This is a genomic window from Sphingobium sp. LB126, assembly GCF_002795205.1.
GTDB lineage: Bacteria > Pseudomonadota > Alphaproteobacteria > Sphingomonadales > Sphingomonadaceae > Sphingobium > Sphingobium chungbukense.
Genome location: NZ_NETV01000002.1, coordinates 345838 through 371147, shown reverse-complemented (window position 1 = coordinate 371147; position 25310 = coordinate 345838). Strand labels below are relative to the sequence as shown.

27 protein-coding genes are annotated in these 25310 nt (G+C 64.4%); 16 read left to right on the top strand and 11 right to left on the bottom strand.

Features of this window, described 5'->3' with window-relative positions:
* Window positions 1-70: 70 nt before the first annotated feature.
* On the bottom strand, window positions 71-2230 hold the full coding sequence (locus CAF53_RS17930) for a TonB-dependent receptor (RefSeq protein ID WP_046763903.1): 2160 nt from the start codon (window positions 2228-2230) through the stop codon (window positions 71-73).
* Window positions 2231-2394: 164 nt separating this feature from the next.
* Window positions 2395-3042, bottom strand: coding sequence for a TetR/AcrR family transcriptional regulator (locus CAF53_RS17925; protein WP_157801289.1), 648 nt, complete (start codon window positions 3040-3042; stop codon window positions 2395-2397).
* Between the two features lie 332 nt (window positions 3043-3374).
* On the opposite strand from CAF53_RS17925, the gene CAF53_RS17920 reads away from it, so the two are divergent.
* From CAF53_RS17920 to CAF53_RS17910, 3 genes are all read left to right on the top strand, one after another.
* A complete protein-coding gene (locus tag CAF53_RS17920; RefSeq protein ID WP_046764113.1) occupies window positions 3375-5132 on the top strand; it encodes an amidohydrolase family protein in 1758 nt (585 codons plus the stop codon).
* A gap of 83 nt (window positions 5133-5215) precedes the next feature.
* Window positions 5216-5761 carry a nuclear transport factor 2 family protein gene (locus CAF53_RS17915; RefSeq protein WP_046763902.1) on the top strand — a complete coding sequence of 182 codons (546 nt, stop codon included), beginning with the start codon at window positions 5216-5218 and terminating at the stop codon, window positions 5759-5761.
* Between the two features lie 62 nt (window positions 5762-5823).
* A complete protein-coding gene (locus CAF53_RS17910) occupies window positions 5824-6507 on the top strand; it encodes an SDR family NAD(P)-dependent oxidoreductase (protein WP_046763901.1) in 684 nt (227 codons plus the stop codon).
* A gap of 56 nt (window positions 6508-6563) precedes the next feature.
* Here the strand turns inward: CAF53_RS17910 and CAF53_RS17905 are convergent, their stop codons facing one another.
* Window positions 6564-7742, bottom strand: a complete 1179-nt coding sequence (locus CAF53_RS17905) for an acetyl-CoA C-acyltransferase (protein WP_100239069.1) — start codon at window positions 7740-7742, stop codon at window positions 6564-6566.
* A gap of 165 nt (window positions 7743-7907) precedes the next feature.
* On the opposite strand from CAF53_RS17905, the gene CAF53_RS17900 reads away from it, so the two are divergent.
* The 3 genes from CAF53_RS17900 to CAF53_RS17890 are packed head-to-tail and all read left to right on the top strand — an operon-like array spanning window position 7908 to window position 10200.
* Window positions 7908-8678, top strand: a complete 771-nt coding sequence (locus CAF53_RS17900; protein ID WP_100239068.1) for an enoyl-CoA hydratase/isomerase family protein — start codon at window positions 7908-7910, stop codon at window positions 8676-8678.
* A 5-nt stretch (window positions 8679-8683) separates the two neighbouring features.
* Window positions 8684-9043 carry an OB-fold domain-containing protein gene (locus tag CAF53_RS17895; protein ID WP_046763898.1) on the top strand — a complete coding sequence of 120 codons (360 nt, stop codon included), beginning with the start codon at window positions 8684-8686 and terminating at the stop codon, window positions 9041-9043.
* On the top strand, window positions 9040-10200 hold the full coding sequence (locus CAF53_RS17890; protein ID WP_100239067.1) for a thiolase: 1161 nt from the start codon (window positions 9040-9042) through the stop codon (window positions 10198-10200). Before CAF53_RS17895 ends, CAF53_RS17890 begins: the two co-directional genes overlap by 4 nt.
* A 30-nt stretch (window positions 10201-10230) precedes the next feature.
* On the opposite strand, the gene CAF53_RS17885 is transcribed toward CAF53_RS17890, so the two are convergent.
* Complete coding sequence (locus CAF53_RS17885; RefSeq protein WP_100239066.1) at window positions 10231-10866, bottom strand: TetR/AcrR family transcriptional regulator; 636 nt, start codon at window positions 10864-10866, stop codon at window positions 10231-10233.
* A gap of 110 nt (window positions 10867-10976) precedes the next feature.
* Between CAF53_RS17885 and CAF53_RS17880 the strand changes: the two genes are divergently transcribed.
* Window positions 10977-11837, top strand: a complete 861-nt coding sequence (locus CAF53_RS17880) for a TauD/TfdA family dioxygenase (protein ID WP_046763895.1) — start codon at window positions 10977-10979, stop codon at window positions 11835-11837.
* 4 nt (window positions 11838-11841) lie between these two features.
* Here the strand turns inward: CAF53_RS17880 and CAF53_RS17875 are convergent, their stop codons facing one another.
* A complete protein-coding gene (locus tag CAF53_RS17875) occupies window positions 11842-12744 on the bottom strand; it encodes a LysR family transcriptional regulator (RefSeq protein WP_046763894.1) in 903 nt (300 codons plus the stop codon).
* 248 nt (window positions 12745-12992) lie between these two features.
* On the opposite strand from CAF53_RS17875, the gene CAF53_RS17870 reads away from it, so the two are divergent.
* A complete protein-coding gene (locus CAF53_RS17870) occupies window positions 12993-13895 on the top strand; it encodes an SDR family oxidoreductase (protein WP_100239065.1) in 903 nt (300 codons plus the stop codon).
* Window positions 13892-14542: a glutathione S-transferase family protein gene (locus tag CAF53_RS17865; protein WP_100239064.1), complete on the top strand. Its 651-nt coding sequence runs from the start codon at window positions 13892-13894 to the stop codon at window positions 14540-14542. Before CAF53_RS17870 ends, CAF53_RS17865 begins: the two co-directional genes overlap by 4 nt.
* A gap of 84 nt (window positions 14543-14626) precedes the next feature.
* Here the strand turns inward: CAF53_RS17865 and CAF53_RS17860 are convergent, their stop codons facing one another.
* From CAF53_RS17860 to CAF53_RS17835, 6 genes are all read right to left on the bottom strand, one after another.
* Window positions 14627-15370 (bottom strand): 2-oxo acid dehydrogenase subunit E2, encoded by a 744-nt coding sequence (locus CAF53_RS17860; RefSeq protein WP_100239063.1) that lies wholly within the window; start codon window positions 15368-15370, stop codon window positions 14627-14629.
* Window positions 15367-15684 carry a hypothetical protein gene (locus CAF53_RS17855; protein ID WP_046763892.1) on the bottom strand — a complete coding sequence of 106 codons (318 nt, stop codon included), beginning with the start codon at window positions 15682-15684 and terminating at the stop codon, window positions 15367-15369. The genes CAF53_RS17860 and CAF53_RS17855 overlap by 4 nt, the downstream gene beginning before the upstream one ends.
* Window positions 15685-15688: 4 nt before the next feature.
* The gene (locus CAF53_RS17850) at window positions 15689-15919 is read right to left on the bottom strand and encodes a lipoyl domain-containing protein (protein WP_013849477.1); all 231 of its coding nucleotides are present in this window, start codon (window positions 15917-15919) and stop codon (window positions 15689-15691) included.
* A gap of 19 nt (window positions 15920-15938) precedes the next feature.
* A complete protein-coding gene (locus CAF53_RS17845) occupies window positions 15939-16946 on the bottom strand; it encodes an alpha-ketoacid dehydrogenase subunit beta (RefSeq protein WP_100239062.1) in 1008 nt (335 codons plus the stop codon).
* Window positions 16946-17926 (bottom strand): thiamine pyrophosphate-dependent dehydrogenase E1 component subunit alpha, encoded by a 981-nt coding sequence (locus CAF53_RS17840; RefSeq protein ID WP_046763890.1) that lies wholly within the window; start codon window positions 17924-17926, stop codon window positions 16946-16948. Before CAF53_RS17840 ends, CAF53_RS17845 begins: the two co-directional genes overlap by 1 nt.
* A gap of 130 nt (window positions 17927-18056) precedes the next feature.
* Entirely contained in the window at window positions 18057-18953 is an 897-nt protein-coding gene (locus tag CAF53_RS17835; RefSeq protein WP_232307529.1) for a crotonase/enoyl-CoA hydratase family protein, read from the bottom strand.
* Between the two features lie 172 nt (window positions 18954-19125).
* Between CAF53_RS17835 and CAF53_RS17830 the strand changes: the two genes are divergently transcribed.
* The 7 genes from CAF53_RS17830 to CAF53_RS17800 all read left to right on the top strand — a co-directional run bounded on the left by CAF53_RS17830 (window position 19126) and on the right by CAF53_RS17800 (window position 25309).
* Complete coding sequence (locus tag CAF53_RS17830) at window positions 19126-19581, top strand: PaaI family thioesterase (RefSeq protein WP_052757397.1); 456 nt, start codon at window positions 19126-19128, stop codon at window positions 19579-19581.
* A 10-nt stretch (window positions 19582-19591) separates the two neighbouring features.
* A complete protein-coding gene (locus CAF53_RS17825) occupies window positions 19592-20407 on the top strand; it encodes an SDR family oxidoreductase (RefSeq protein WP_046764109.1) in 816 nt (271 codons plus the stop codon).
* Between the two features lie 10 nt (window positions 20408-20417).
* Window positions 20418-21224 (top strand): TIM barrel protein, encoded by an 807-nt coding sequence (locus CAF53_RS17820; RefSeq protein ID WP_157801288.1) that lies wholly within the window; start codon window positions 20418-20420, stop codon window positions 21222-21224.
* Between the two features lie 127 nt (window positions 21225-21351).
* Entirely contained in the window at window positions 21352-22695 is a 1344-nt protein-coding gene (locus CAF53_RS17815) for an aromatic ring-hydroxylating dioxygenase subunit alpha (protein ID WP_046763888.1), read from the top strand.
* A 24-nt stretch (window positions 22696-22719) separates the two neighbouring features.
* Entirely contained in the window at window positions 22720-23478 is a 759-nt protein-coding gene (locus CAF53_RS17810; protein ID WP_100239060.1) for an SDR family NAD(P)-dependent oxidoreductase, read from the top strand.
* A complete protein-coding gene (locus CAF53_RS17805; protein ID WP_100239059.1) occupies window positions 23475-24365 on the top strand; it encodes an SDR family NAD(P)-dependent oxidoreductase in 891 nt (296 codons plus the stop codon). The genes CAF53_RS17810 and CAF53_RS17805 overlap by 4 nt, the downstream gene beginning before the upstream one ends.
* Window positions 24356-25309: an SDR family NAD(P)-dependent oxidoreductase gene (locus CAF53_RS17800; RefSeq protein ID WP_100239058.1), complete on the top strand. Its 954-nt coding sequence runs from the start codon at window positions 24356-24358 to the stop codon at window positions 25307-25309. Before CAF53_RS17805 ends, CAF53_RS17800 begins: the two co-directional genes overlap by 10 nt.
* The last annotated feature ends 1 nt before the right edge of the window (window position 25310 follow it).

Here is a 25310-nt window from a genome sequence, read left to right as displayed (position 1 = left end):
ACACTCAAGCGCCGCGCAGGCTTTACCAAGGTCCGATGAGTCAAGCTCGTCGGACCTTGATATTACCCCATCATCGGAAGGAATAGTTCAGACCGATGCCGATCTGGCGTGGCGGCGAATAGATGATCGCATCCGCGCTAGGATTGACGAAGGTCGATCCGATCACCTTCGCGTTGGTGAAGTTGCGGGTGAACAGCGACAGGGTAAGACCGGTATCCGCCGGCGTGAACGCCAGACGCGCATTGCCGATGAAATAGTCCTTCTGCGACACCCGGCTTTCCAGCGCCATGCGCACCTTGGTCGAATAATAACCGTTCACCGACAGGGCGAGCCGCCCGGCGTCGAAATCATGATGATAATCGACCAGGCCGTTCAGCGTGAATTTGGGCGCGCGGATCATCCGCTGGCCGCTGATGTCGGCCCGCCCGTCCAGCGTGCCGTCGAAATCGCGATCCGTGACCATCTCCACCAGGCTGGCATTGGGGAAGCTGTCATATCGGGCATGCAGCCAGGCGGCGCCCAGGGTCAGCGTCAGATCGTCGCTCGCGCGCAGGCTGGCGTCGGCGTCGACGCCGTAAATCTCGGCCGATCCGGCATTCTGCAAGGTGCTGACCCCGCCCACGGTGGTCGTCGCCTGCAGGTTCTTATAGTCATAATGGAAGCCCGCGACATTGAGCGCCATGGCGCCCGACTTGAATTTCGCGCCGACCTCATGCGATTTCAGCAGTTCGGGACGAACGGGTGTCGCTTGGCGGGCGATGGTGTTGAACAGGCCCGCCTTGAACCCCTGCGCGTAATTATAATAGAGGTTCAGGCTGTCCGTCAGGTCGAACATGATCGCGGCGCGCGGCGTGAACTTCTTCGATTTGACCTCGCCCAGAAAGGCTTCAGGCGTGACGTCGTTGAAGCCGTTGGCGAAGCCGTTATTCTTGTCCCTGGTATAGCGGCCGCCGCCGATGACCTTCAGCCGGTCGGTCACCTTCCAGGTCACCTCGAAGAAGGCCGACAGCGACTTGTTGACGCTGTGGTTGTAGATATTGTCGATATAGCCGAAGGCCGGGATGTTGATGAACGCGGGGTCGTCGCCCACCTTGCGGCGATAATAGTTCAGGCCCGCGATGAAGGAAACCGGACCGATGGGATGGGACGTGAAATAGACATCCTGCGAGAAGGACTTGGAGAAGCTGAATATATCGTACACGCCACCCGCGAAATTGCTGTAGTCGGCCTCCTGCATGATGGGCGTGCTATAGTCGATATAGCCGGTCATGCTGGTGAAGGTGCCCAATTCCGTTTCGAAGTCCGCCTTCAAGGAATAGGTCTTCATGTCGATATCGATATAGCTGTCGATATCCGACGAGGTCTGCCACGGCCGGTTGGCGATGACGACGCCGGGCAGCCCGGCGAGCGCGTTCGCGCCCCTGAAGTTGGTGTAGGCCAGGTCGATGGCGTTCTTCTCGCGATTATAGCTGAACGCGCCTTCCAGGCGGATCCGGTCGGTTGGCTGGAACAGCAGCTTGGCGCGCAGGAAGCGATTGTGGTTGTCCGGCGTGTTCCGGCCCGTCGCGATGTTACGCACATAGCTGCCCAGTTCCCGGCTGCTCAGCGTCAGGCTGGCGGCCAGCACATCGCCTATGATGGGGCCGGTCACGAATGCCTGGGCATTGAGTTCGCCTTCGCTGCCGCGGCCATAATGCGCCCAGGACAATCCCAGGTCCATCTGGGGCGTGAAGGAGGGCGACTTGCTGTTGATGAGGATGACGCCGCCGGTCGCGTTGCGGCCGTACAGGGAACCCTGAGGCCCCTTCAGTACCTGGACATTCTCTACATCCGGCAAGGAGAAGAAGGCGCCGGTGATGTTGGGCTGATAGATGCCGTCCACATAGGTGGCGACGTTGTTTTCAGCGTTGGACGACCCCAGGGTGGACGAAACGCCGCGCAGCGCGGGCTGCGCATTGATGCCGTTCGCCTCGACGCGCAGGCCGGGCGTGACCAGCGTCAGATCGCGGGCGTTGCTGATGTTGGCGCTTTGCAACTGTTCTGCGCTCTGCGCCGTGACGGAGACGGGAACATCCTGCAACCGTTCCGAGCGGCGCTGTGCGGTGACGATGATGTCGTCGGAGGGCTGCGTCATCTGCGCCGCAGCGCCGGTCTGCGCGATCGCCGCGCCGGCACAGCCGACGGCGGCGGCAGTGCCGAGCAATTGCAGGGCAAGGCTGAATCTGGTCATGAGCTCCCCTCTCATCTGGATTGTCGGCGCGACGGCCAAAACGACCCTCAGGTCATGGCCCTCGCTATTGCCGCGGAGAGAGGATTTTGCATGTAGAAATCAGCAATGATCGCCATGCATCACGGGTATGATCTATCCGCGCCGCATAAGGACGCCGGGCCGTGTCAGGACCAGCCGCGCAGGAACCGTTCGGCAATCTCCCGCGAACGCCCCGGGCGATGGACAAAGGCAATATCATCCACCATCACGCGAAAGCCTTGCGTGATAAGCCCCTGCAGGTCGAAGGCGGCGTCCTGCGGATCGCCCGGACGCAATATACCCTTTGCCATCAACCGCTCGAAATAATCGCTGATCGGCCGGAAACCCTCATAGGCATTGGCCAGCAGCTTCGCGCCCAGATGGGGGAAGTCGCGCCCTTCGGCCACGGCGATCTGGAGCAAAGTTCGTCCCAGCGGATGGCAGACAGCCACATCGGTATAGGTCGCGACGAACCGCTCGATCGTACCCAGCGGGTCCTCCAGGTCGAGTTCCACCGCCCACAGGCCGGAACGCACCGCCTCCATGCTGCGATGGATGAGCGCGGTGAACAGCCCCTCCTTGCTGCCGAAACGGCGGTAAATGGTGGTCTTGCTGACACCCGAACGCTCGACCATCCGGTCGAGGCTGGTGCCCCCGAACCCGGTCAGCGCGAACTCCTCCAGCGCGATGTCAAGCAGGCGGTCGATGCGCCGGTCCACCTCGGCACGCGGCAGCCGCCCCCCCTGCCAGCGTTTGCCTGCCTGTGGTCCTGCTGTCACGGTTTCGCTGCTCATTCCGTGCGGATAACCCGATGCGGCGTCCAAACCAAGGGGGCGTGGGTTCCGGGCACCATTTCCGCCGGACGCACCACCGGCACGGCACTCGCCTCTGTGCCCTCGATGATGCTGAAGCGGCACACTGAAAAGCTGCCGCCTCCCTGGTCCCGGCAGGATAAGCATCGCTTATCTGAAATGTCGGATGATGAGCGCGAAGGGCGCTTGGCACGCGGTTCGCCATGAGTCACCTTCCGGCGGGTGACAGGATGCAATGGCCGCCCAATGCCGGCGTTGCGATCGAACTGCTCAATCAGACGCACCGGCCCAAGGCCAAGTGGAGAGGACGCGCTATGCCCGATTATGATCTCATCATCCGGGGAGGAAAGATATTGGACGGCAGCGGCGGAGAGCCGTTCGTTGCCGATGTCGCCATCAAGGACGGCGTGATCGCCGCGGTCGGCGACGTGCAGGGCAGCGCGAAGGAAGAGATCGACGCGGCGGATCGCATCGTGACGCCGGGCTTCGTCGACGTGCATACCCATTATGACGGGCAGATCACCTGGGAAAACAGGCTGGCCCCCTCCTCCGACCATGGCGTGACGACGGTGGTCATGGGCAATTGCGGCGTCGGCTTCGCGCCCTCCCGCCCTGAGCACCGCAAGCTGATGATCAAGCTGATGGAAGGCGTCGAGGATATTCCCGAGGTCGTGATGGCCGAAGGCGTGCCGTTCAACTGGGAAAGCTTCCCCGAATATCTGGATGCTCTGGAACAGCGCGAAAGCGACATCGATTTCGCCGCGCAGCTGCCGCACAGTCCGCTGCGCGTCTATGTGATGGGCGAACGCGGCGCCAATCTGGAACCGCCGACGCAAGAAGATCTGGCGGAAATGCGCCGCCTCACCGCAGAGGCGATCCAGGCAGGCGCGTTGGGCGTCACCACCTCGCGCAGCTATGCGCACCAGTTCCGCGATGGCCGCCCCGCCCCCTCGGTCAAGAGCGAGGACCAGGAAGTGCTGGCGCTCGCCGAGGGTCTGCGCGATGCCGGCAAGGGCGTGTTCCAGATGGTGCCCAGCTATGACGTGACAGCGGGCGAGCGCATGGACCTGCTGGACGACATCGCGCGGACGTCGGGCCGTCCGGTTTCCTTCACCTTCATGCAGACACCCAAGGGCGAGGGCGACTGGCAGGAGATGGTCGCACGCCTGGAAGCCTCCAAGAATCAGGGCCTGGAAGTGCGCGGCCAGATCATACCACGTCCCACCGGCGCGCTGCTGGGCCTCGAACTGTCGATGCACCCCTTCTCCTTCAATCCCAGCTTCCGGCAGATCGAGCATTTGCCGCTGGAAGAGAAGGTGGAGCGGATGCGCGATCCCGCGTTCCGCAAGCAGCTGATCGCCGAAGAACCGACCGATCCGCAGGCCTTCTTCGTCTATGTCATCTCCGACCTCGACGCCATGTTCGTGCTCGGCAATCCGCCGAACTACAATCCGCGCAGCGACGAGAGCATCGGCGCCCGCGCCCGCGCCATGGGCGTCGATCCCAAGGAACTGATCTACGACGCGCTGCTCCAACGCGACGGTCGGGAAGTGCTCTATCGCCCGCTGGGCAATTCGGAAGGCGAGAAGTTCGAAAGCTCCGGCCGCAATCTGGTGAAGAATGACCGCACCTTCCCCGCACTGGGGGATGGCGGCGCCCATTACAGCATGATCTGCGACGCGGCCTACACCACCTATTTCCTGACCTATTGGGTGCGCGACGCCAAGGGCGACAAGAAGATCGACCTGCCCTATGCCGTGCGCAAGCTGACCTATGAACCGGCCCATGCGGTCGGCCTGGACGACCGCGGCCTGATCAAGCCGGGGTACAAGGCGGACCTCAACGTCATCGACATGGAAAGGCTGCATCTCTACGCCCCGCATGTCGTTTACAATCTGCCCACGGGCGGGCGCCGCCTGCAACAGCGCGCGGACGGCTATGACGCGACGGTCGTGAGCGGCGTGGTCACCTATCGCAACGGCCGCTCCACCGGTGCCCTGCCCGGCCGCCTTGTACGCGGCGGCCAGGAAGCGCCGAAGATCGCGCCCGAAAAGAGCCTCGAACCGGCCTGACGGATGGAGGCGGGCGAAGCGGATCGACCGTCTCGTCCGCCCCCATGCACCGATCATGCACCGATAGCGCAGAGGGGATTGCCATGACCGAACTCACGCCCGACCTCATCGCCTTCGTCCAGGAGATGAAGGACCGTACCGCCATCCAGGACTGCCTGCTGCGCTATACGCGCGGTGTCGACCGGCACGACCGCGAACTGATGCTTTCCGCCTATTGGCCCGACGCTTTCGACGATCATGGCGTGGCCGAAGGCTATGCCGCCGATTTCGTCGACTGGGCGATCGGCTGGCACGGGGAGTTCCAGACCAAGCATCATCACGCGATCAGCAACCACACAGTCGAGATCGACGGCGATACCGCGCATGGCGAAACCTATTACACCTTCTGGGGCGAGAATAAGGACGCGCCGCCACAGCTCAGCTTCGGCCGCTATGTCGACCGGTTCGAAAAGCGCGACGGCGAATGGCGTATCGCCGATCGGGTCTGCGTCAATGAAATGACGGCGACGCTGACGGCGGCGGAAATTCCGGAGGAATGGAAGGCCCGTATCTTCAGCACCGGACCCAACCGGCGCGACAAGGGCGACATATCCTATGCGAGGCCGCTGGTCAGAAAAGCGCAGGGCTGATTTGCCGATCCTCGGCAAAACATATAACCAACCGACCTTCACATCTGACTAGAGGATATTGCATGACCGCACGGACCGTCGTCGTCACCGGGGCTTTCGGAATCTTGGGCAGCGCCGTCGCCGCCGGCTTCGCCGCTGCGGGTGACCGAGTGGCGCGCATCGATTACGCGCCCGCCCCGGCCGAAACGCCCGCTGGCTGCCAGGACTTCGGCGGCGTCGACCTCACCGATTTCGCGGCGACGCAGAAACTGGTCGCCGACATTGTGAGCGCGCTCGGCTCGATCGATGTGCTGGTCAATGTCGCGGGCGGCTTTGTCTGGGAAACGCTGGCCGATGGCGGCAGCGCGACGTGGAACCGCATGTTCGCGATGAACGCCACCACCTGCGTCAACATGACGAAGGCGGCCCTGCCGGAACTGGAAAAGGCGGCGCAGGGGCGCATCGTCAATATCGGCGCGGGCGGCGCCGTGGTCGCGGCTGCGGGCATGGGGGGGTATGCCGCGTCGAAAATGGCGGTGCACAAGCTGACCGAGAGCCTCGCCGCCGAACTGGCGGGCAAGGACATCACCGTGAACGCGGTCCTGCCCAGCATCATCGACACGCCGACCAATCGCGCCGACATGCCCGATGCGGATTTCAGCCAGTGGGTTCAGCCCGCCGCGATCGCCGATGTGATCCGGTTCCTGGCCTCTCCAGCGGCGCGGGCGATCAGCGGAGCGCTGATCCCGGTGTCGAAGGGCGGTTGAAGCTTCCCACACACACTGAAGAAAGCGACAAGCGGGCTTGATGGCCCGCTTGTCCATCAGACGATTTCGAACAGCGCCGCCGCGCCCATGCCGCCGCCGATGCACATGGTGACGACGGCATTCTTCGCGCCCAGCCGCTTTCCGGCCAGCAGCGCATGGCCCGTCATGCGCGATCCCGTCATGCCGAAGGGGTGGCCGATGGAAATGGCGCCGCCGTCCACATTGACCCGTTCAGGATCGATCCCCAGCCGGTCGATGCAATAGAGCGCCTGGCTGGCATAGGCCTCGTTCAATTCCCACAGGTCGACGTCCGACACGGAAAGCCCCAGTCGTTCCAGCAGCCGGGGAACAGCAAAGACCGGTCCGATGCCCATTTCGTCGGGTTCGCATCCGGCCACCTGCATCCCCTTGTAGAGGCCCAGGATCGGCAGGCCGCGCCGCGCCGCTTCATCCGCGTCCATGATGACGCAGGCGCTCGACCCGTCCGACAACTGGCTGCAATTGCCCGCCGTCACGGACCCGCCCTCGAACAGCGGCTTCAACCGGGCCAACCCCTCCATGTCGGTGCCGGGCCGGTTGCATTCGTCCTTCGTCAGCGTGACCTCTTCCTGACCGGTGACGGCCAGCGCCTTGTCCACGACATTCCTGACCGTGGTGATCGGCACGATCTCATCGTCGAACCAGCCCTTTTCCTGCGCGATCGCGGTGCGCGACTGGCTCGTCACCGTAAACCGGTCCTGCGCCTCCCGGCTGATGCCATAGCGGCGCGCGACATTGTCGCCCGTCAGGTTCATCGCCATGTAGATTTCGGGCTTATGTTCCAGCAGCCATTCGTCCTTGGTGCGGAAGCTGTTGCGATGCGGGTCCACCAGGCTGACGGTTTCCACGCCGCCTGCCACATGGATACCCCCTTCGCCGCTGCGGATGCGCTGGGCCGCGATGGCGATGGTCTGAAGGCCGGAGGAACATTTGCGGTCGAGCGTCATGCCGCAGACGCTGATCGGCAGGCCCGCGCGCAGCGCCGCCTGGCGCGCGATGTTGGACCCGACCGCCCCTTCGCACCGCGCCGACCCCAGCAGAACATCCTCGATCTCCGCCGGATCGATGCCGGCGCGCTCGACGGCTGCGCGGATCGAGTGCGCCGCCAGCGTCGCGCCATGGATGTTGTTGAGCGCGCCCCGATGCGCCTTGCCGATCGGCGTGCGCGCGGTGGCGACGATGGCCGCGTCCTTCATGCCCAGAAATCTCCTATCAGAAGCTGCCTTGCAAATAGGGGCTGGCGGCGGCCCTTGCCATAAAGCGGCCTGCCTCATCACGTCTTTGATGAAGCCGCCCGCCATTCTTGACCCCGGCCCCGTCGATCCACAAAGCGGAGAGGAATCCGAAGCAGGGAGCTTCCAATGACCATTACCGTCGAAAAGCAAGGTCCGGTCGCGATCGTGACGCTTGATCGCCCGCAAACCAAGAACGCGATCACGCAGGACATGCGCGGCCAGCTCTACGGCGCGTTCGAGGATATTGCGATGGACCATGATGTCCGCGCCGTGGTCCTGACCGGGGCAGACGGCGATTTCTGCTCGGGCATGGACGTGACCGGCATGGGCAAGGGCGGCGTCACCGGATCGATGGACCGGATGTACACGCTCAATCGCATCGCCAAGGCCATTTATTCGCTCAAGAAGCCCACGATCGCGGCGGTGCCGGGCATATGCGTGGGCGTCGGCTTCTCCTACGCGCTGGCCTGCGACATCGTGCTGGCTGGCGAACAGGCCCGCTTCGCCGCGATATTCCGCAACATCGCGTTGGCGCCCGACGGCGGGCTTGTCTGGCACCTGCGCCAATTGCTGGGCGTGCAGAAGGCCAAGGAACTGGTCTATTCGGGCCGGATCGTCCGTGCCGACGAAGCCGTGGCGATGGGCATCGCCTATGAGAAGGTCGCCCAGGAGTCGCTGATGGACCGGGCGATGGAACTGGCGGAGAGCTTCGCATCCGGCCCCACCATCGCCATGGGCATGGCCAAGCGCCAGTTCGAACTGAGCTGGAACAACGGGTTCGAGCAATATCTGGAGCTGGAGGCCGCGATCCAGCCCCTGATGAGCCGCACCGAGGACCATGAGGAAGGGCTGACCGCCTTCCGCGAAAAGCGCAAGCCGCTGTTCAAGGGCGAGTGACCCAGATGCTCCAGCCCGAAGCGGAATGGCGCGCGCACCTGGCCGAGGGGCGTTTCATGATCCAGCGCAGCCGGTCGACCGGCGGCCATGTCTTCTACCCCCGCGTCATGGAGCCGGGCACGGGCGCGGAGGATCTGGAATGGGTGAGCGCATCCGGCGCGGCCACGGTGCATGCCGTCACCATCGTGCGCAAGAAGGACCCGGCCGACAGCTATAATGTGGTTCTGGTCGATCTGGCCGAAGGACCGCGCCTCATGAGCCGCGTCGATGGCGTTCCGGTCGACGACATCCATATCGGCATGGCGGTCAAGGCCAGCATCGTTCAAGAGGGGGACAAGCCTTTGCTCGTCTTCGTGCCCGCATGAGCATGACGAACGGTTTCCCGCGCGGCCGGACCGTGATCGCGGGCGCTTCCACCTATGGCATCGGCCAATGCCCCGGCCTGTCCGCCGTGGACATGGCGGCGAAGGCCGCGCTGCTGGCGCTGGCCGATGCCGGCATTGCCCTGTCGGAAGTGGATGCGCTCTACACCTCCGCGCCCTATGAGGCGCTGGGCGGCATGGAACTGGCCGAATATCTGGGCATCACGCCCAGGGTGACGGACTGCAACCGCACGGGCGGCTCTGCCTTCGAAGTCTATGTGCAGCAGGCGGCGCTGGCGCTGGAGGCCGGGCTGATCGACTGCGCGCTGATCGCCTATGGCTCCAACCCGGCGAGCAACCCGCCGCCCGGCGTCGGCATGACGCGCCAGAGCCCGTGGGAAGCGCCGTACAAGCCGCTCGCTCCTCTCTCCTCCTATGCGCTGGCGGCGAGCCGGCACATGCATCTCTACGGCACCACCCGCGAGCAACTGGCCGAAGTGGCGGTCGCCGCGCGGCAATGGGCGCAGCTCAACCCCGAAGCAGCAGTGCGCGATCCGCTGAGCATCGAGGATGTGCTGAAGGCGCGGATGGTGTCCGATCCGCTGACCGTGCGCGATTGCTGCCTGTTCAACGACGGCGCGGCCGCCGTGGTGATGGTGCGTGCCGACCGGGCGAAGGATTGCGCCAGGGCGCCGGTCCATGTGCTGGGCGCGGCCCATGCCGTCACCCATCGCGAAATCAGCTCCATGCCCGACCTCACCGTGACGGGGGCCGCGATTTCCGGTCCGCAGGCCTTCGCGCAGGCCGGGGTCAAGCCCGCCGACATGGATGTGGCGATGCTCTATGATGCGTTCACCATCACGCCCATCCTGTTCCTGGAGGATCTGGGCTTCTGCCCCAAGGGCGAAGGCGGCCGTTTCGTCTCGGGCGGCCATGTCGCGCCGGGCGGCGGGCTGGCGCTCAACACCAATGGCGGCGGCCTGTCCTGCGTGCATCCGGGCATGTATGGCCTGTTCCTGCTGGTGGAGGCCACGCGTCAGCTTCGCGGCGAATGCGGCGAACGACAGGTCAAGGATGCCCGCCTTGCGGTCGCGCATGGTAATGGCGGCGTGTTGTCGAGCGAAGCGACGGTCGTGCTGGGAACGGCCGAAACGCTATAAATGCAGGAGAATGAGAGTGCGCCCAGCCCCTCAGGCGGGCGCGCTCAACACCAGCCGCACCAGTTTCTCGACATCGGTGAGCAGCGTCTCCATCTCCAGCGCGGGCTGCTCCTCGCCAAAGCCATGCTTGTCGAACAGCGCCACCGCATTCCACATCATCGCCCCCGCCAGCGCTATGCGCGCGCGGCCCAGTTGCGGCGGCAGCCAGGCCAGCGCGGCGTGCAGCCGTTCCAGCAGGGCCGCGATGCTGGGCGCGCCGGGCCGGGGGATGCGCGCATCGAACGGATCGCTGAGCAAACCCGCCGCGCTCATATGCATCATGAACCGGATATGGGCGTGCGGCGTCTGTTCATCGTCGAGGAGGAAATAGGGCCGCATCATGCAGCGCCAGGCGGTGAAGGCGTCCGCATCCTCCAGCGAGGGTCCGCTTTCCCGGATCATCCGCGCGCGCTCCGCCTCCGTATCGCGAAGCCGCAGGTCGATGACGGCGCGCAGCAACTCCTCCACGCTGCCGAAATGATAGCTGACGGCGGCGGTGTTCTTCTGCCCGGCGGCAATCGCGACGGCACGCAGCGTCGCCACGCCGATCCCCGATTGCGCCACCAATGTCTCTGCCGCGAGGCAAAGCTGCCGGCGGGTGGTTTCGCTGCGGGAAGTGGAGGCCATGACGATGCTTGTAGCTGGCCCACAAAGGATGGCCAGACCTCAAATTAAAGCATTTGCTTTATTTCTGTCGGAGCCTATGATGCCTCCCAAGAAATTGAGAGGATTCCCCCATGATCGTCAGCGCCATGCCCGGCCCCTTCGGAGCCATCGTCGAAGATATCGACCTTTCCCTCCCGCAGAGTGACGACAGCTTGCGCGCATTGATCGCCGCCCTTCACGAACATCAAATATTGGCGATACGCGGCCAACGGCTGACCGATGCGGACTATGTCGCCTTTGGCCATCAATGGGGCGACCCGCTGATGTTCCACCTGCCGTCGCACAGGAAGGATGATTTTCCGGAGATGATCCGGATTACCAATGCCGCCGCCACGCCCGATCGCTATCGCGACGGCGCCAAATTCTGGCATCAGGACAGCAGCTATGAAGCGGTGCCCGCCAGCGTGACCATGCTATACGGCGCGGAAACCCCCGATGAAGGGGGTGAAACGCTGATCGCCAGCACCGCCCTGGCCTATGACGCGCTGGATGACGGCATGAAGGCCAGGATCGACGGCCTCACCGGATTGCATTGCCTGGGCGGATCACCGGCCCTGCCGGGCGAGAAAATCCCCTTCATTCCGGAAAATACGGCGCGGCACGGCATTGTTTCGCATCCGCTGGTGATGCGTCATCCGGTCACGGGCCGAAAGGCGCTCTATCTGTCCGGATCGGCCTTCGGTGCGGAAGGACTGGACGTCGATGAGGGACGCGCGCTGATCAACCAATTGCGCGCCCATTGCACCCAGCCCGAATTCGTCACGCGCTACAAGGTCGAGACCGGCGACATCTTCCTGTGGGACAATTTCCAGGTTCTGCACAGCGCCACGCCGATCGACTATTCCGACGAACCCGGCAAGCGCCGCCTGCTCTACCGGATCAGCACCAAGGGCACGCCCGCGCTGTGCGGCCGGGCCGATCTGGCGGCCTGACGGATCAGCCGCGATCGAGGTGCCAGTCGATCCGCTCGGTCAGGAAGGCGAGCGCAGCCTGCACATGCGGCAGGGCGAGCCGATCCGGCGCGCCCATCAGCACGACGGGCAGCCGGGGCCAGTTCGCTTCGGGCAGCAGAGGGATCAGGCGGCCGGCATCGATATGGTCGCGGGCCAGCATCTCCAGCGTCTGGCCGACACCCAGCCCCGCCAGCGTCGCGGACAATATCGCTGCGCCGTCGTTGAAGGTGAAGGCGGTGGGCGGCCGCACGCGGACGGCGCGATCGCCTTGCCGCAGTTGCAGCGGATTGCCGCCCGGCGTCTCCACGCTGGCATAGAGGATGGCGCGATGCTGGGCCAGATCGTCCGCTTCCGCCGGTTGGCCATGCTGGGCGATATAATCGGGGGATGCCAGGCAGATCAGCCGGGTCGTGCCAAGCGTCACGGTCTTCCATCCCGTCGGTGGTGCCTCGCCCGCCCGGATGACCAGATCGAAGCCGTCGACGCGGAAGAACGTTCCGCGATCGCCCAGGGTCAGGTCAAGAATGAGCCGCGGGTGGCGTTGCTGGAATTCCGCCAAAGCGGGCATGATGAACGCCTGTCCCATGGAGGCCGGTGCGTCCAGCCGCACGCGCCCCGCTATGCCCGCCCCCGGCCGCACCGCCATGTCGGCGGTGGCCACGGCGTCCAGCGCAGCCTGCGCATAGGTCAGATAATGACCCCCTTCGGCGGTCAGGTCGACGCGGCGCGTCGAGCGGTTGAACAGCCGCACGCCCAGATGCTCCTCCAGCCGCCTGACATGCAGGGTCACCATGGGCGTCGAGATATTGAGGCGCAGCGCGGCACGCGTGAAGGAGCCCGCCTCGGCCACCGCCACAAAGGCTTCCATCGCCGTCAGCCGGTCCATCTGCTGCTCCTGCTGCGTGCGATGACGGGTCTGGGCCGGCCCGGGGCGCGGCAATGCAAGGGAGCCGCCATCGGGATTGCGTTTGACAAGACTTCGAGGTTCCGGGTGGGTCGAGCCGTGCATCCTACATCGGAATGCCCCGCGGCACAGTCACCCTGCCCTTCTCATCGGCCTCTTGATGCCTTCCGCGATCTTCTTGCCGCTTTGCATGCAACCCTGCGACAACAGGGCGGAGAGAGGAGCCTTGGATGAGCGGTTTTCTGGACGAACGCGCCAATCTGGCGGGGAAGGTGGCGGCCGTTATCGGCGGGGGCGGCGGCATCGGCGCGGGCATATCGCTGACGCTGGCAGGCGCCGGGGTGGAACTGGCGATCTGCGACATTGATGCGGCGGCGCTGACCGAGACGGAGAGCGCGATCAAATCCAGGGGCGGCAAGGTCGCCGCCATGACCGCCGACGCCACGGATGAAGCCGCGCTCGACGCCTTTTACGACATGGTCGAACGCACCTGCCCGCGCCTTGACATAGTGGTGAACGTGGCAGGCGGAACGAAGCGGCAATTGCTGTCCGAGGCCAGCCGGGCCGACATCGCGCGCGATATTCACCGCAACTATGGCTATGTCGTCCAATCGGTGCAGCGCGCCGTGCCGCTGATCAAGCGATCGGGCCAGGGTGGCAGCATCATCAATTTCACCACCATAGAGGCGCATCGCGGCGCCGCCAGCTTCTCCGTCTATGCAGGCGCCAAGGCGGCGACGACCAACTTTACCCGCTCGATGGCCGTGGAACTGGGCAAGGACAGGATTCGCGTCAGTTGCATCGCGCCCGACACGACATTGAGCCGGGGCAATGTGGCGGCCATGCCGCCCTCCTTTGCGGAGGGCTTTGCGAAACTGCCTGCCCATGCCCAGGGCAAGGGCCTTGAAATGTACATTCCCAGGGGCGAGCAACCGCCGGTCGACGCGCTGGCCGATGCCGTGCTGTTCCTGGGTTCGGACCTGTCCACCTTCGTGTCGGGGATGACGCTGCATGTCGACGGCGGCACCATGGCGGCGGCGGGCATGCTGGACTGGCCCTTTGGCGACGGCTTCGTACCCACACCGCTCGCCGGCACCCTAGCGCGCCTCTATCGCGACGGAGACGATGCATGATCCTCTACGCCGTCGCCCTTTCGCCCTTCGCCGCCCGCGTGCGGCTGGCGCTGCGTATCAAGGGGCTGGACTATGCCATGCAGCCACCGCCGGGGGGCAGCACGCGGTCGCCCGAATATCTGGCGATCAATCCGATCGGGAAATTGCCTGTGCTGGTGACGGACGATGGGCTGGCGATCGCCGAGTCCGAAACCATCATCGACTATCTGGACGAGCGGTTCCCCACTCCATCCCTGCTGCCATCCGACACGGCCGAACGGGCGGGGATGCGCAACATCATCCGCAGTTTCGAACTCTATGCGACGCCTGCCATGTCCCGCCTGTTCAAGCAGATGGATCCCGCAGCCCGCGACGACGCGACCGTCACAGCCGAGATCGCCAATTGGCGCAACGGGCTGGCGCTCACCGACCGGTTCGTGGCGGACGCGACTTTCGCCGCAGGCGGCGCGATCAGCAAGGCTGACTGCATCCTGTTGCCCAGCCTGTTGCTATGCGAGGTGGTCGCCCAAATCTTCGGCCTCGACGATCCTCTCGCGGACTGCCCCAATCTGGCGGGCTATCGGGAGAAAGCGCGGCAGCATCCGGACATGGGCGCGATCTGGACGGAGACGGCGGACGCGCTCGCGGCCATGAGGGCGGGAAAATGATCGTTCGGCGGATCGATGCGGGGCCGTTCCAGCCCGCGTCGATCCGCCGAAAGATGAGACGTCCTCAGAACCGCATTCCAGCTCTCAGGCGAAGAGGCCGGCCGCCGCCAGCCGGTCGGCGACGAAGCGGCAGAAACGCGCCGCATCCGCACCGTTGATCACCCGATGATCATAGCTGAGCGACAGAGGCAGCATCTGCCGCCAGGCAATCCCCCCATCATCTGCGGGAACCGGCACCGGCCGAGCGCGCGTAACGCCCAGAATCGCGACTTCGGGCGCATTGACGATCGGCGTGAAGCCCGTCCCACCGATATGGCCCAATGACGTCAGCGTGATGCAACCGCCGGACATTTCCGCCATGGACAGGCCCTTGGTCCGCGCCTTGTCCGAGAGGGCGACGATCTCCTCCGCGATCTGCGTCGCGGATTTGCGGTCGCAATCGCGGATGACCGGCACCAGGAGCCCGCCGGGCGTATCCACCGCCACGCCGACATGCACATATTTCTTGAGCGTCAGCATGCCGCTCACCGGATCGAGCGAGGCGTTGAACTGCGGAAAGGCGGAAAGGCCGTCAGCCAGCGCCTTCACGAGCAGCGGCACGGCAGTCAACTTCGTGCCGCCTGAGGCGTTATGCGCCTTGCGCCGCTCCTCCAGTTCGGTGACGTCCGCATCATCCTGATGGGTGACGTGCGGAATGGCAACCCAGTTGCGGCCGAGAAAGGCCGCGACATATTTTTGAATCTTGCTGAGGGGGCGCTGCTCGACCTCCCCAAAGGCGGAGAAGTCGCCCGTAGGCCAAGGCGCAAGACCGGCCAGAAGATCGCTCATATGCGCTCAGGCCCCGTCGGCTTGAGGAATGAGAAGCGCGGGCTTTCCATGTCTATGGAATCCGTGAGCTGCATGGTCGGCGCCGCCGCGAAAACGCTTTCCAGCAATGCTGGAGGATCGTCGGTCTCGACCTCATAATCGGCGACGAACAGGCCGGTCGGCGTGCCGGTCATGTCCAGTTCCCTGTAACGGGTGCAGGACAGGATACCCGGCAACCGGCACATCTCGACCGAATGTATCTCATCATACCAGCGGTCATATTCCGCCTCGCGCCCGACCACCGCGCGCGAAGTGACATGCAGGATATAGCGCATCGGGTTACTCGATCGTCGCCAGAAGGGTGCCGACTTCGTAGGTTTCGCCGATCTGAGCGATGATCTTGAGCGTGCCGCTGGCGGGGCTTTCGACTTCCTGCGTCGATTTCTCGGACTCCAACGCATAGAGCGGCTGGCCCTCGACGGCCTGGCCGCCATCTTCCACCAGCCATTCGGCCAGCGTACCTTCATTCATCGAAAAGCCGATCTTGGGCAGCAATACTTCAACAGCCATTGGGAACTCCCTGAGAATATTAGGATTTGGCGAGGGCCTCGGCCGCCGCGACGATGTCGGCCGTCTGCGGCGCGAAGGCGGTTTCCAGCGGTTTGGAGAAAGGCACGGGGCAAAAGGCGCCGCCCAACCGCTTGACCGGGGCCTTGAGCTTGCCGAACAGTTGCTCATTGAGCACCGCCGCGATTTCCGCGCCCGCGCCGAACGGCGTCACCGCCTCATGCACGATCACGGCACGGCCGGTCTTGGCCACTGACTTCAGCACCGTTTCCTGATCCCACGGCGCAATGGTGCGCAGGTCGATGAGTTCGGCGGAAATCCCCGCTTCCTTGAGCTTCGCGACGGCAGGCGTCGCCTCCTGAATCATGCGGGCATAGGCGATGATGGTGACGTCGCTGCCCTCGCTCAGCACGTTGGCCTTGCCGATGGGCACGCGATGGCCCTTTTCCGGCGCTTCGGCGGGCGTCCAGTAGGTCGGCAGATTCTCGATGAACAGCACCGGATCGGGGTCGTCGATGGCGCTGCGCATCAGGCCATAGGCGTCCTGCGGGCTGGAAGGCGCGACGACCTTGATCCCCGCCGTGTGCGCGAACCATGCCTCCAGATAGTCGCAATGCTGGCCGCCACTGGCAAAGCCGGTGCCGGTCATCGTGCGGATGACGATGGGCACATGGGTCTGCCCTCCCGACATGAAGCGCAGCTTCGCCGCATGGTTGACGATCATGTCCATCGCCACCGTCGTGAAGTTCATCAGCATGATTTCCGCGATGGGCTTGAAGCCGACCAGGCTGGCGCCGATGGCCGCGCCGATGATCGCCTGTTCGGAAATGGGGGTGGAGCGCACGCGATGTTCGCCGAAGCGCGACGAAAGCCCCTTGGTGACGCCGCAGACGCCGCCTTCCTCGGGGTCGGCCAGATCTTCGCCAAGCGCGATGACATTGTCATCCGCCTCCATCGCGTCGGCGATGGCGGCATTGATGGCCTGAAGGATATTGGCCTTGGCGGCCTTCACATTGCTCTGGGCGTTCATCAGGCCATCTCCTCCGCGAACACGTCGCGCTTCAGTTCCTCCACGCCGGGGAAGTCGCTTGCCAGCGCGAATTCGACCGCCTCGTCGATATCCTTCTCGATGGCAGCTTCCATCTCGGCCAGCAGCTCCTCGGTCGCGATGCCGCTTTCGATCAGCTGCGCGCGGAAGCGCGGGACCGGATCGTTCGCCATCGCCTCTTCCTTGCGCGCCTTGTCCATATAGGCGTCGGCGTCACCGAAGACGTGGCCGAAGAAACGATAGGTCATCGCCTCGATCAGGGTCGGCCCCTCACCGGCGCGGGCGCGGGCGATCGCCTCGCTGGCGATGGCGTACATCTCGAACGGATCGTTGCCGTCCACCCGCACGCCCGGCATGCCATAGGCGGCTGCGCGGTCGGCGACCTTCACATTGCTGGTCTTGTCATAGGCGGTATGTTCGCCCCACTCGTTATTCTGGCAGACGAAGATCACCGGCAATTTCCAGACGGCGGCCAGATTGAGCGATTCATGGAAGGCGCCGATGTTGGCCGCGCCATCACCGAAGGAGGCGACCGTCACGCGACCGTCGCCGCGCAACTGCGAACCCCAGGCAAGGCCGTTGGCGATCGGCATGGTCGACCCGACGATGCCGGTCGTCACCATGATCCCCTTGGTGGGATAGGTGACGTGCATCGGCCCGCCCTTCCCCTTGCAGGTGCCGGTGGTGCGCCCGGCGACTTCCGCCCACAGATCCTTCAGCGGCAGGCCCTTGGCCAGCTGGTCGTGGCTGCCGCGATAGATGGTGCAGATATAATCCTCGTCGGTCAGGTTGACCGAGATGGCGCTGGGGATCACTTCCTGACCGCGCGGGCTGTAATAGGGCATGACCAGCCGCCCGTTCATGATGACCTTGCGCGACCGTTCGTCATTCGCCTTGATCAGCGCCATGCGGCGGTAGATCTCTATCTGCGTCGCCGCATCGGGGGTTGCCCTGTTGCTCATTTCAGACGTCCTTTCGAAAGGCCGGATTCTCACTATACGGATGTGAGCATCTGCCATGTTTTGCCGGGTGTGGAAGCCCCGCCCCTTCCATATCGCAATTGTGAAGGGTGGGGCGGCGCGCCTCTGCCGGTCAGGGACGCCGCGCGCGAAGCTCGATCCGCCCCTTTCCGAACGGCGCATCGCGGTTGGTCAATGCCTCCTTCAGCCCCTTTTCCGCCATATCCTTGCGGAACTGGCTGCGGCGCGGACCGGTGCTCAGGTGGGCGCGCGCGTCCAGTTCAGCGGCATAGCGCATGGACTGCTTCGCGCCCGCCAGTTCCATCTGCGCATTGACGACGCGCTTGTGGGTGGAGAGAATCTCGGCATCGACGCTGCCGATGCGGCGCACCATTTCATCGGCCTCGAAATCCAGTTCCTCGGCCGGATGGGCCTCCAGGACCAGGCCGATGCGCGCGGCGTCGATGCCGCTGATCGTATCACCGGTGAACAGCATGCGCTTGGTCCATTGCGGACCGCAATGATAGAACCACAGGTTCGTCGGCGGCGTGCCATTGGCGCGGGCGGCGGGGAAACCGATCTTGGCATTGTCCGCCGCCAGCACGATGTCGCAGGAGAAGGCGAGATCGGTGCCACCCGCCAGGCAATTGCCCTGAACCTTCGCCACGATCGGCTTGTGCAGGTCCAACATGATGGACGTCAGTTCCTGCTGCCGTTCCAGATTCCAGATATCGTCGTCGATCGTCCCGGCACGGCTGCGATAGGCGGCGGGATCATATTCTGTCGCGGTGTCAGCCGCCCCGCCATAGCTGTCCGTCAGGTCGTAGCCGGCGCAAAAATCCTTGCCCTCGCCAGAAAGCAGGATGACGTTGGCATCTCGCCGGTCGTCCGCTTCCAGCAGGGCCTGATGCAATTCCCTGAGCGTCTGTCCGGACAGGGCATTACGCTTTTCGGGCCGGTTCAGGGTGATGCGCGCCACATTGTCGCGCACTTCAAAGCTGATACATTCCGTCGACTTAAGCCATTTCATGCCCATGTTCCGCTCTCCAAAACCATATCGGCCCAGCATAGCGCGCCTCATGTAGTGCTGGCGAGGCAGGCTCGGCCGCCTATCGGAAATGTGATCCTTGCACCCCCCTTGTCTTGCCCCGATCCGGCAGTCGGGGCAGTCCTCTCTCATTATGCAAAATGTAAAGGCGAGGGTGGCGGACATACCCGCAGGTTTCCACCGGCTGGACCGGCTGGACGAGGTCATGGGCGGTTTCGACCCGGTTTATATCCGGCAGGAGGACGGCGGATATATCGCGCTCGGCTTTCACATCGCGCGCCAGCACTGCAACCCGCGCGGCAACTGCCATGGCGGCACCTGGGCGACCATGGCCGACGTGGTCATGGGCATGAATGTCGGGTTCGTGACCGGCCAGAGCGGGCCGACGGTTTCCATGAGCATCGACTTTTTGGGTGCAGCAACGGAAGGCCAGTGGGTGGAAGGCCGGGCGGAGATATTGCGGTGGACACCCAATCTGGCGTTCGCGCAATGCCGTTTCATCGCGGACGGCGAGACGGCCCTGCGCGCCAACGCCGTCTTCCGCCGTAAATTCCCGCCCTATCGAGACTATGAATCGCTGCTCGCACGACCGGCGGAACTGGCAGGATAAGGAGAGCATGATGGGCCGATTGAAGGGCAAGGTCGCGGTGATCATGGGCGCCACGCGCGAAGGCAATATGGGCCAGGCGATTGCCACGCGCTTTCTGGAGGAAGGCGCGCAGGTGGTCGTATCCGGGCGCGGGAAGGAAGGACTGGACGCGTTCGCGGCGGCAACCGGAGCCACCGCCATTCCATGTGACATCAGCCACCGCGCCCAGATCCAGTCCCTCGCCGATGCGGTGCTGGCGCGTCATGGCGCCATCGATATCGCCGTCAACGCAGCCGCTATCGGCTTCCTTGCGCCTTTCGAGGAGGAGACGGAGGAGCAGATCGATTCGATGCTCTCCATCATCTTCAAGGGCGGGCTGTTCTTCATGCAGGTGATGGTCGGGGCGATGAAGCGCGAAAGGCCCGGTGGACGGGGCGGCGCGATCATCAACATCTCCTCCGCCGTGGCGGACATCATGTCCGACGATCATTGCAGCTATATGGGCGCCAAGGCCGCGCTCAACCAGATGACACGCTTCGTCGCCTATCAATATGGCAAGCATGGCATTCGCGCCAACATCCTGGCGCCGGGCCTGACCATCACGCCGATGCTGGGCGGGTTCAACGTGCCCGGCATGGTCGAGGCCTATGCGAAGGAATATCCGCTGGGCCGGATCACGACGGTGGAGGATATCGCCAATGCGGCGCTGTTCATGGCCAGCGACGAATGTTTCATGACCGGCCAGACGTTCAACGTGACGGGCGGCCTGACGCTGCGCCGCAATCCCACGACCGAGGAGATCATGGCCTCCATCGCCGCCCATGGCGGCGCGGTTCCGCAGATGTGAGGATGATGGCATGACCCGTCCCCTTGCCCTCGACCAACTGACCGTAATCGGCACAGACCCGGCCGAATTGGTGGACCTGGCGGCCGACGCGGGTTTCGCCGCGATCAGCCCCTGGCTCGCGGTTGTCCCTTACGACGCCCTGCCCGCCAACCATTTGCGCGCCGGCGATCCTGCGACGGCTGCCATGGCGCGACGCCTGCGCGAAACGGGCGTGGCGCTCAATCAGGCCGACGGCTTTGCATTGGGGGATGAAGCGCCCATGGCCGCCTATCGTGATGGCATTGCGCTGATGGCGGAAATGGGCGCGCGCAACATCGTCGCCCTGCATTTCGACAGCGACATGGAGCGCGGCTTCGACCGTTTCTGCCAGCTCGACACATGGGCGAAGGTGGCGGGCATCGGCACCGCGCTGGAATTCACGCCGCTTTCGCGCATCGGTACGCTGGATGCGGCGCTCGCCTTCCTTGACCGGGTCGACAGCGCCAATGCAGGCTTGCTGGTCGACCTGCTGCATCTGGCCCAATCGGGCGGAAGGCCGGCCGACCTTGCCCGCGTGCCTCCGGGCATGATCCGGGGCGCGCAACTGTGCGATGCGCCGGGCGTGGTCGATTTCGAAAGCTATGCACATGATGCGGTCAGGCACCGGCTTTGGCCCGGCGAAGGCACGCTGCCGGTCGCGGAGTTCATCCGCGCCCTGCCCGATGACATCATCATCGGCGTCGAGATACCACGCGCGGAACCGGAGCTTGACCGGAAAGCACGCGCCCGTCGCGCTTTCGAGACGTCAGTCGCGGCGGTGCATGCCGCGACTGCGTGATTTCATCCGGTCCAGCGACAAGGAGCGATCAGACTGGCGATGATGGAGGGGCGTTGGCGGCCCTGACATTGACTTGCGCCGTACCGGCGAGAAGCTGATGGCGAGATCAGAAGGAGAGGATAGGGCAGTGAACCAGCCAGTCGGCGCGCTACAGCCGGAAATCACGCGCAGGAAGAAGGCCGGTCCAGAGGATTTCATCCCGAAGGAAGATTATGTCAGCCGCGACTTCGCCCGGCTGGAACAGCAGCGTCTCTGGCCGCGGACATGGCAGATGGCCTGCCGCGAGGAGGAAATCCCCCGCGTCGGCGATTATGTCACCTATGACGTGCTCGATGAATCCTTCATCGTCGTGCGTGTCGCGGCGGACCGGATCGCGGCCTATCACAACGCGTGCCAGCATCGCGGCCGCCGCCTGACGGACGGTTGCGGCCATACGGCGCGTCTGTTCTGCCGCTTTCATGGCTGGTCGTGGAAGCTGGACGGGACGATCGCCAACGTCGTCGACCGTGACAATTGGGACGGCAGCCTGAAGGACGAGGACATCGCCCTGCCCAAAGTCCGCGTCGATAGCTGGGGCGGTTTCGTCTTCATCTGCATGGACGACAATGCCGAACCGTTGCTGGAATTCCTGTCGCCGATCCCGGAGGTGTTCCGCAATTACCCGTTCGAGAAGATGCGCTATCGCTGGTACAAGCGCACGGGCATCGACTGCAACTGGAAGACGGCGCTGGAAGCCTTCAACGAGGGCTATCACGTCCAGACCACCCATACCCAATTGCTGCCGGTCCACGATGACGAAGCCCTGTCGTTCGCGGAGGGGCGCCATGGCAGCTACCAGCTTGCGCCGGGGCGGATTTCGCTGGGTGAACGTTCTCCCCGGCTGGCCAGCACGAAGGTCGACTATCGTCGGAACGTCCGCGATTTCGTCCTGATGCTGGAACAGGATCTGAAAGCATCGATCCCGCCGCATATGTCGGAACTGGCGGACCGGCTGGTCGACGAGCTGCCTCAGGATGCGTCGTTGCTCGACGTGCTGATGAAATATGGCCAGATCGCCTTCGAGGCCGCACAGGAACGCGATATCCCCTTCCCTTCGCTGACACCGGAGGAAATCGCCCGCGCCGGAGCGGACTGGCATCTTTTTCCCAACATGGTCTTTCTGCCGGCGCCCGATGCCATGCTCGCCTACCGTGCGCGCCCCGACCGCAATGACCCGGAACGATGCATCTTCGAAGTCTATTCGCTGGTCCTTTATCCCGAAGGGCAGGAACCGCCGCTGGAACGGCAGGAGTTCAGGGATTGGCGCGATCATGACGCCTGGGGCCTGATCCTGACGCAGGATTTCGAGAATATGACCGAAGTGCAGCGGGGCATGCGCTCGACCGGCTTCACCGGATCGCGCACCAACCCCGTGCAGGAACGAAGTGTATCGAATTTCCACAGGGCGCTGCGCGAATTCATCGGCGCCTGAACCCACAGATTGAAAGGAGAGATCATGGCAGGCAGATTGAACGGCAAGGTCGCAATCGTCACCGGCGGCGGTCAGGGCGTCGGCCTGGGCATCGCCCAGGTTTTCCTGCGCGAAGGCGCGAAAGTGCTGATCACCGGCCGCACTCCCGACAAGCTGGAAGCGGCGGTTGCAGCGCTGAAGGCGGAGGGTGGCGAAGCGGCCTGGATCGCGGGAACCGCTGGCGTGCGCGCGGATGCGGAGGCCGCCGTCGCCAAGGCGGTCGACCTGTTCGGCGGGCTCGACATATTGGTGAACAATGCGCAAACGTCCAAACCCGGCACCATGTTCGAGGATACGGATGACGCATTATTTGCGCTGACGATCGAATCCGGCCTTTACGGCACGTTCCAGCATATGCAGGCGGCGATCCCCCATATGAAGGAGAAGGGCGGATCGATCATCAACTTCGGTTCCTATGAGGGCATTCATGGCGGCGTCGGCTTTGCTGCCTATGCCGCGACCAAGGAGGCCATTCGCGGCCTGTCCCGCACCGCCGCGCGGGAACTGGGCCCCTATAAGATTCGCGTCAATGTGATCTGCCCCGCCGCGCTCAGCCCGATTGCCGAACAATGGGTCAAGGATTTCCCGGAGGAAGCCGAAAAGGTCATGAAACTCGTCGCGCTCGGCTATCTGGGCGATTGCGAGAAGGATATCGGGCCGGCCGCCTTGTTCCTGGCCAGCGAGGACAGCCGCTATGTGACCGGCCAGACCATCAATGTGGACGGCGGGCAGATGATGCTGTGAGCCGGACGCTCGACTTTTCGGGCCGCACCGCCATCATCACCGGCGCCGCCAAGGGGCTGGGCCGCGCCTATGCCCATTGGCTTGCGGCCCATGGCTGCGCCGTGATCGTCAGCAATCGCCCGGCGCCCGACGGCTCCTCCTCGGCGCAGGCCGTGGCGGAGGAAATCGTGAGCGCAGGCGGCCGGGCGGTCGCGCATGACGGGCCCGTGCAGATGCCGGAGTCCGCCGCCGAGATGGTGCGCATCGCCCGGCAGCATTTCGGCACGCCCGATATTTTCGTCAGCAATGCGGGCGTGCAGGCGTTCCGCGATTTCGGCGCCGTCACACTGAAGGAAATGGATGCGCTGCTCGACATCAACCTGCGCGGCGTGCTGGTGGGATTGAAGGCCGTGTGGCCCGCCATGGTCGATTCAGGTTATGGACGGATCGTCCTTACCGGCTCCAGCGCCGGGTTGTGGGGACAGGTCGGCTCGGCCGACTACGCCGCCTCCAAGGCCGCGATGGTGGGCCTCGCCCGCTCTTTGGCGATCGACGTCCCGCCGGGCGCGGACCTATGCGTCAATGTCGTCGCTCCCGCCGCTTATACGCCCATGTCGGCGGGCAGCATTCCGGCGCAGTGGGCCGGTTATGCCTCCCCCGATCATGTCGCGCCGGTCGTCGGCTGGCTATGCAGCGACAGATGCGCCACGTCGGGCGGCATCTATCATGCGGGCGGGGGCCATGTCCGCCGCGTCCAGATATTGGAAGGACCGGTCCATCAACTGTCCGAAGGCGATATCGACAGCGTGATGCGAGGCCTGACCGCGCAACCCGAATGGACCAGCTCTTTTGCGTCCGGCGCGGAGATCCTGCCGGAACTGGTGAAGGCGATGACGGCATGCCGATAGATTTTTCCGGCCAGGTGGCCATTGTGACCGGCGCGGGTGGAGGCATGGGACGCGCCTATGCGCTGGAACTGGCGCGGCGGGGCGCGGCGGTGGTCGTCAACGACTATGGCGGCGGGGTTCTGGGCGAACAGGACGGCAGTTCCGCTCCGGCCGAAGCGGTGGCCGCGGAAATCACCGCGGCGAACGGGCGTGCGATCGCCAATGGCCTGGCGGTGGGAACTGCGGCGAACGCACGGTCGATAGTCGATACGGCCCTGAATGCCTTCGGACGGGTCGATATTCTGATCAACAATGCCGGCACGGGCATTGCGGGCCCCTTCACCGCCCATGATGACGAGGCCATCGAACGCCATTATGCGACGAACCTGATCGGCGGCCATCATCTGATGCGCGCCGCCTGGCCGCATATGGCGGCGCAGCGCTATGGCCGCATCCTCAACGTCAGTTCGAACGGCGCGCTTGGCGTCGGCGGCAATGCTCCTTATGCCGCGGCCAAGGCCGGCATGCTGGGCCTGACGCTGGATGCCGCGATCGAGGGGAAACCGCTGGGCATAATGCTCAATGCCGTCATGCCGACATCCTATTCCCGCCTGATCGAGCAGATACCCGATCCCTCCACCGTTGCCTGGTTCCGCGACAATCTGCCGCCCGAGAAGGTGGCGGCGGCGATGGTCTGGTTCCTGAGCCGCGACTGCAAAGAGACCGGCCGCATCCTGCTGACGGGCGGCGGCCGCTTGTCGAACCTCATCTTCGCGGAAACCGGCGAGATTTTCGACCCGCGGATCAATGCGGAAAAGGTTGGCGAGTGCGTGGCGGAAATATGGGACGAAACCATGCTCGCTCCCGTCCATAATCAGGCGGAGGCGGGCGCGCGCTATTTCCGCCACCTGCCCTGGACGGCTACCGATGCGCCCGATTTCGGCCCGGACGTGGAAAGAGGCTGAG

Coding starts and splice junctions, on each gene's coding strand:
- CAF53_RS17850 (WP_013849477.1), bottom strand. CDS start 15,919: ATGGCTGTTGAAGTATTGCTGCCCAAGATCGGCTTTTCGATGAATGAA.
- CAF53_RS17800 (WP_100239058.1), top strand. CDS start 24,356: ATGCCGATAGATTTTTCCGGCCAGGTGGCCATTGTGACCGGCGCGGGT.
- CAF53_RS17930 (WP_046763903.1), bottom strand. CDS start 2,230: ATGACCAGATTCAGCCTTGCCCTGCAATTGCTCGGCACTGCCGCCGCC.
- CAF53_RS17810 (WP_100239060.1), top strand. CDS start 22,720: ATGGCAGGCAGATTGAACGGCAAGGTCGCAATCGTCACCGGCGGCGGT.
- CAF53_RS17860 (WP_100239063.1), bottom strand. CDS start 15,370: ATGAGCGATCTTCTGGCCGGTCTTGCGCCTTGGCCTACGGGCGACTTC.
- CAF53_RS17925 (WP_157801289.1), bottom strand. CDS start 3,042: ATGAGCAGCGAAACCGTGACAGCAGGACCACAGGCAGGCAAACGCTGG.
- CAF53_RS17845 (WP_100239062.1), bottom strand. CDS start 16,946: ATGAACGCCCAGAGCAATGTGAAGGCCGCCAAGGCCAATATCCTTCAG.
- CAF53_RS17885 (WP_100239066.1), bottom strand. CDS start 10,866: ATGGCCTCCACTTCCCGCAGCGAAACCACCCGCCGGCAGCTTTGCCTC.
- CAF53_RS17905 (WP_100239069.1), bottom strand. CDS start 7,742: ATGAAGGACGCGGCCATCGTCGCCACCGCGCGCACGCCGATCGGCAAG.
- CAF53_RS17920 (WP_046764113.1), top strand. CDS start 3,375: ATGCCCGATTATGATCTCATCATCCGGGGAGGAAAGATATTGGACGGC.
- CAF53_RS17890 (WP_100239067.1), top strand. CDS start 9,040: ATGAGCATGACGAACGGTTTCCCGCGCGGCCGGACCGTGATCGCGGGC.
- CAF53_RS17880 (WP_046763895.1), top strand. CDS start 10,977: ATGATCGTCAGCGCCATGCCCGGCCCCTTCGGAGCCATCGTCGAAGAT.
- CAF53_RS17820 (WP_157801288.1), top strand. CDS start 20,418: ATGACCCGTCCCCTTGCCCTCGACCAACTGACCGTAATCGGCACAGAC.
- CAF53_RS17855 (WP_046763892.1), bottom strand. CDS start 15,684: ATGCGCTATATCCTGCATGTCACTTCGCGCGCGGTGGTCGGGCGCGAG.
- CAF53_RS17900 (WP_100239068.1), top strand. CDS start 7,908: ATGACCATTACCGTCGAAAAGCAAGGTCCGGTCGCGATCGTGACGCTT.
- CAF53_RS17825 (WP_046764109.1), top strand. CDS start 19,592: ATGGGCCGATTGAAGGGCAAGGTCGCGGTGATCATGGGCGCCACGCGC.
- CAF53_RS17835 (WP_232307529.1), bottom strand. CDS start 18,953: ATGAAATGGCTTAAGTCGACGGAATGTATCAGCTTTGAAGTGCGCGAC.
- CAF53_RS17840 (WP_046763890.1), bottom strand. CDS start 17,926: ATGAGCAACAGGGCAACCCCCGATGCGGCGACGCAGATAGAGATCTAC.
- CAF53_RS17865 (WP_100239064.1), top strand. CDS start 13,892: ATGATCCTCTACGCCGTCGCCCTTTCGCCCTTCGCCGCCCGCGTGCGG.
- CAF53_RS17870 (WP_100239065.1), top strand. CDS start 12,993: ATGAGCGGTTTTCTGGACGAACGCGCCAATCTGGCGGGGAAGGTGGCG.
- CAF53_RS17875 (WP_046763894.1), bottom strand. CDS start 12,744: ATGGACCGGCTGACGGCGATGGAAGCCTTTGTGGCGGTGGCCGAGGCG.
- CAF53_RS17910 (WP_046763901.1), top strand. CDS start 5,824: ATGACCGCACGGACCGTCGTCGTCACCGGGGCTTTCGGAATCTTGGGC.
- CAF53_RS17895 (WP_046763898.1), top strand. CDS start 8,684: ATGCTCCAGCCCGAAGCGGAATGGCGCGCGCACCTGGCCGAGGGGCGT.
- CAF53_RS17915 (WP_046763902.1), top strand. CDS start 5,216: ATGACCGAACTCACGCCCGACCTCATCGCCTTCGTCCAGGAGATGAAG.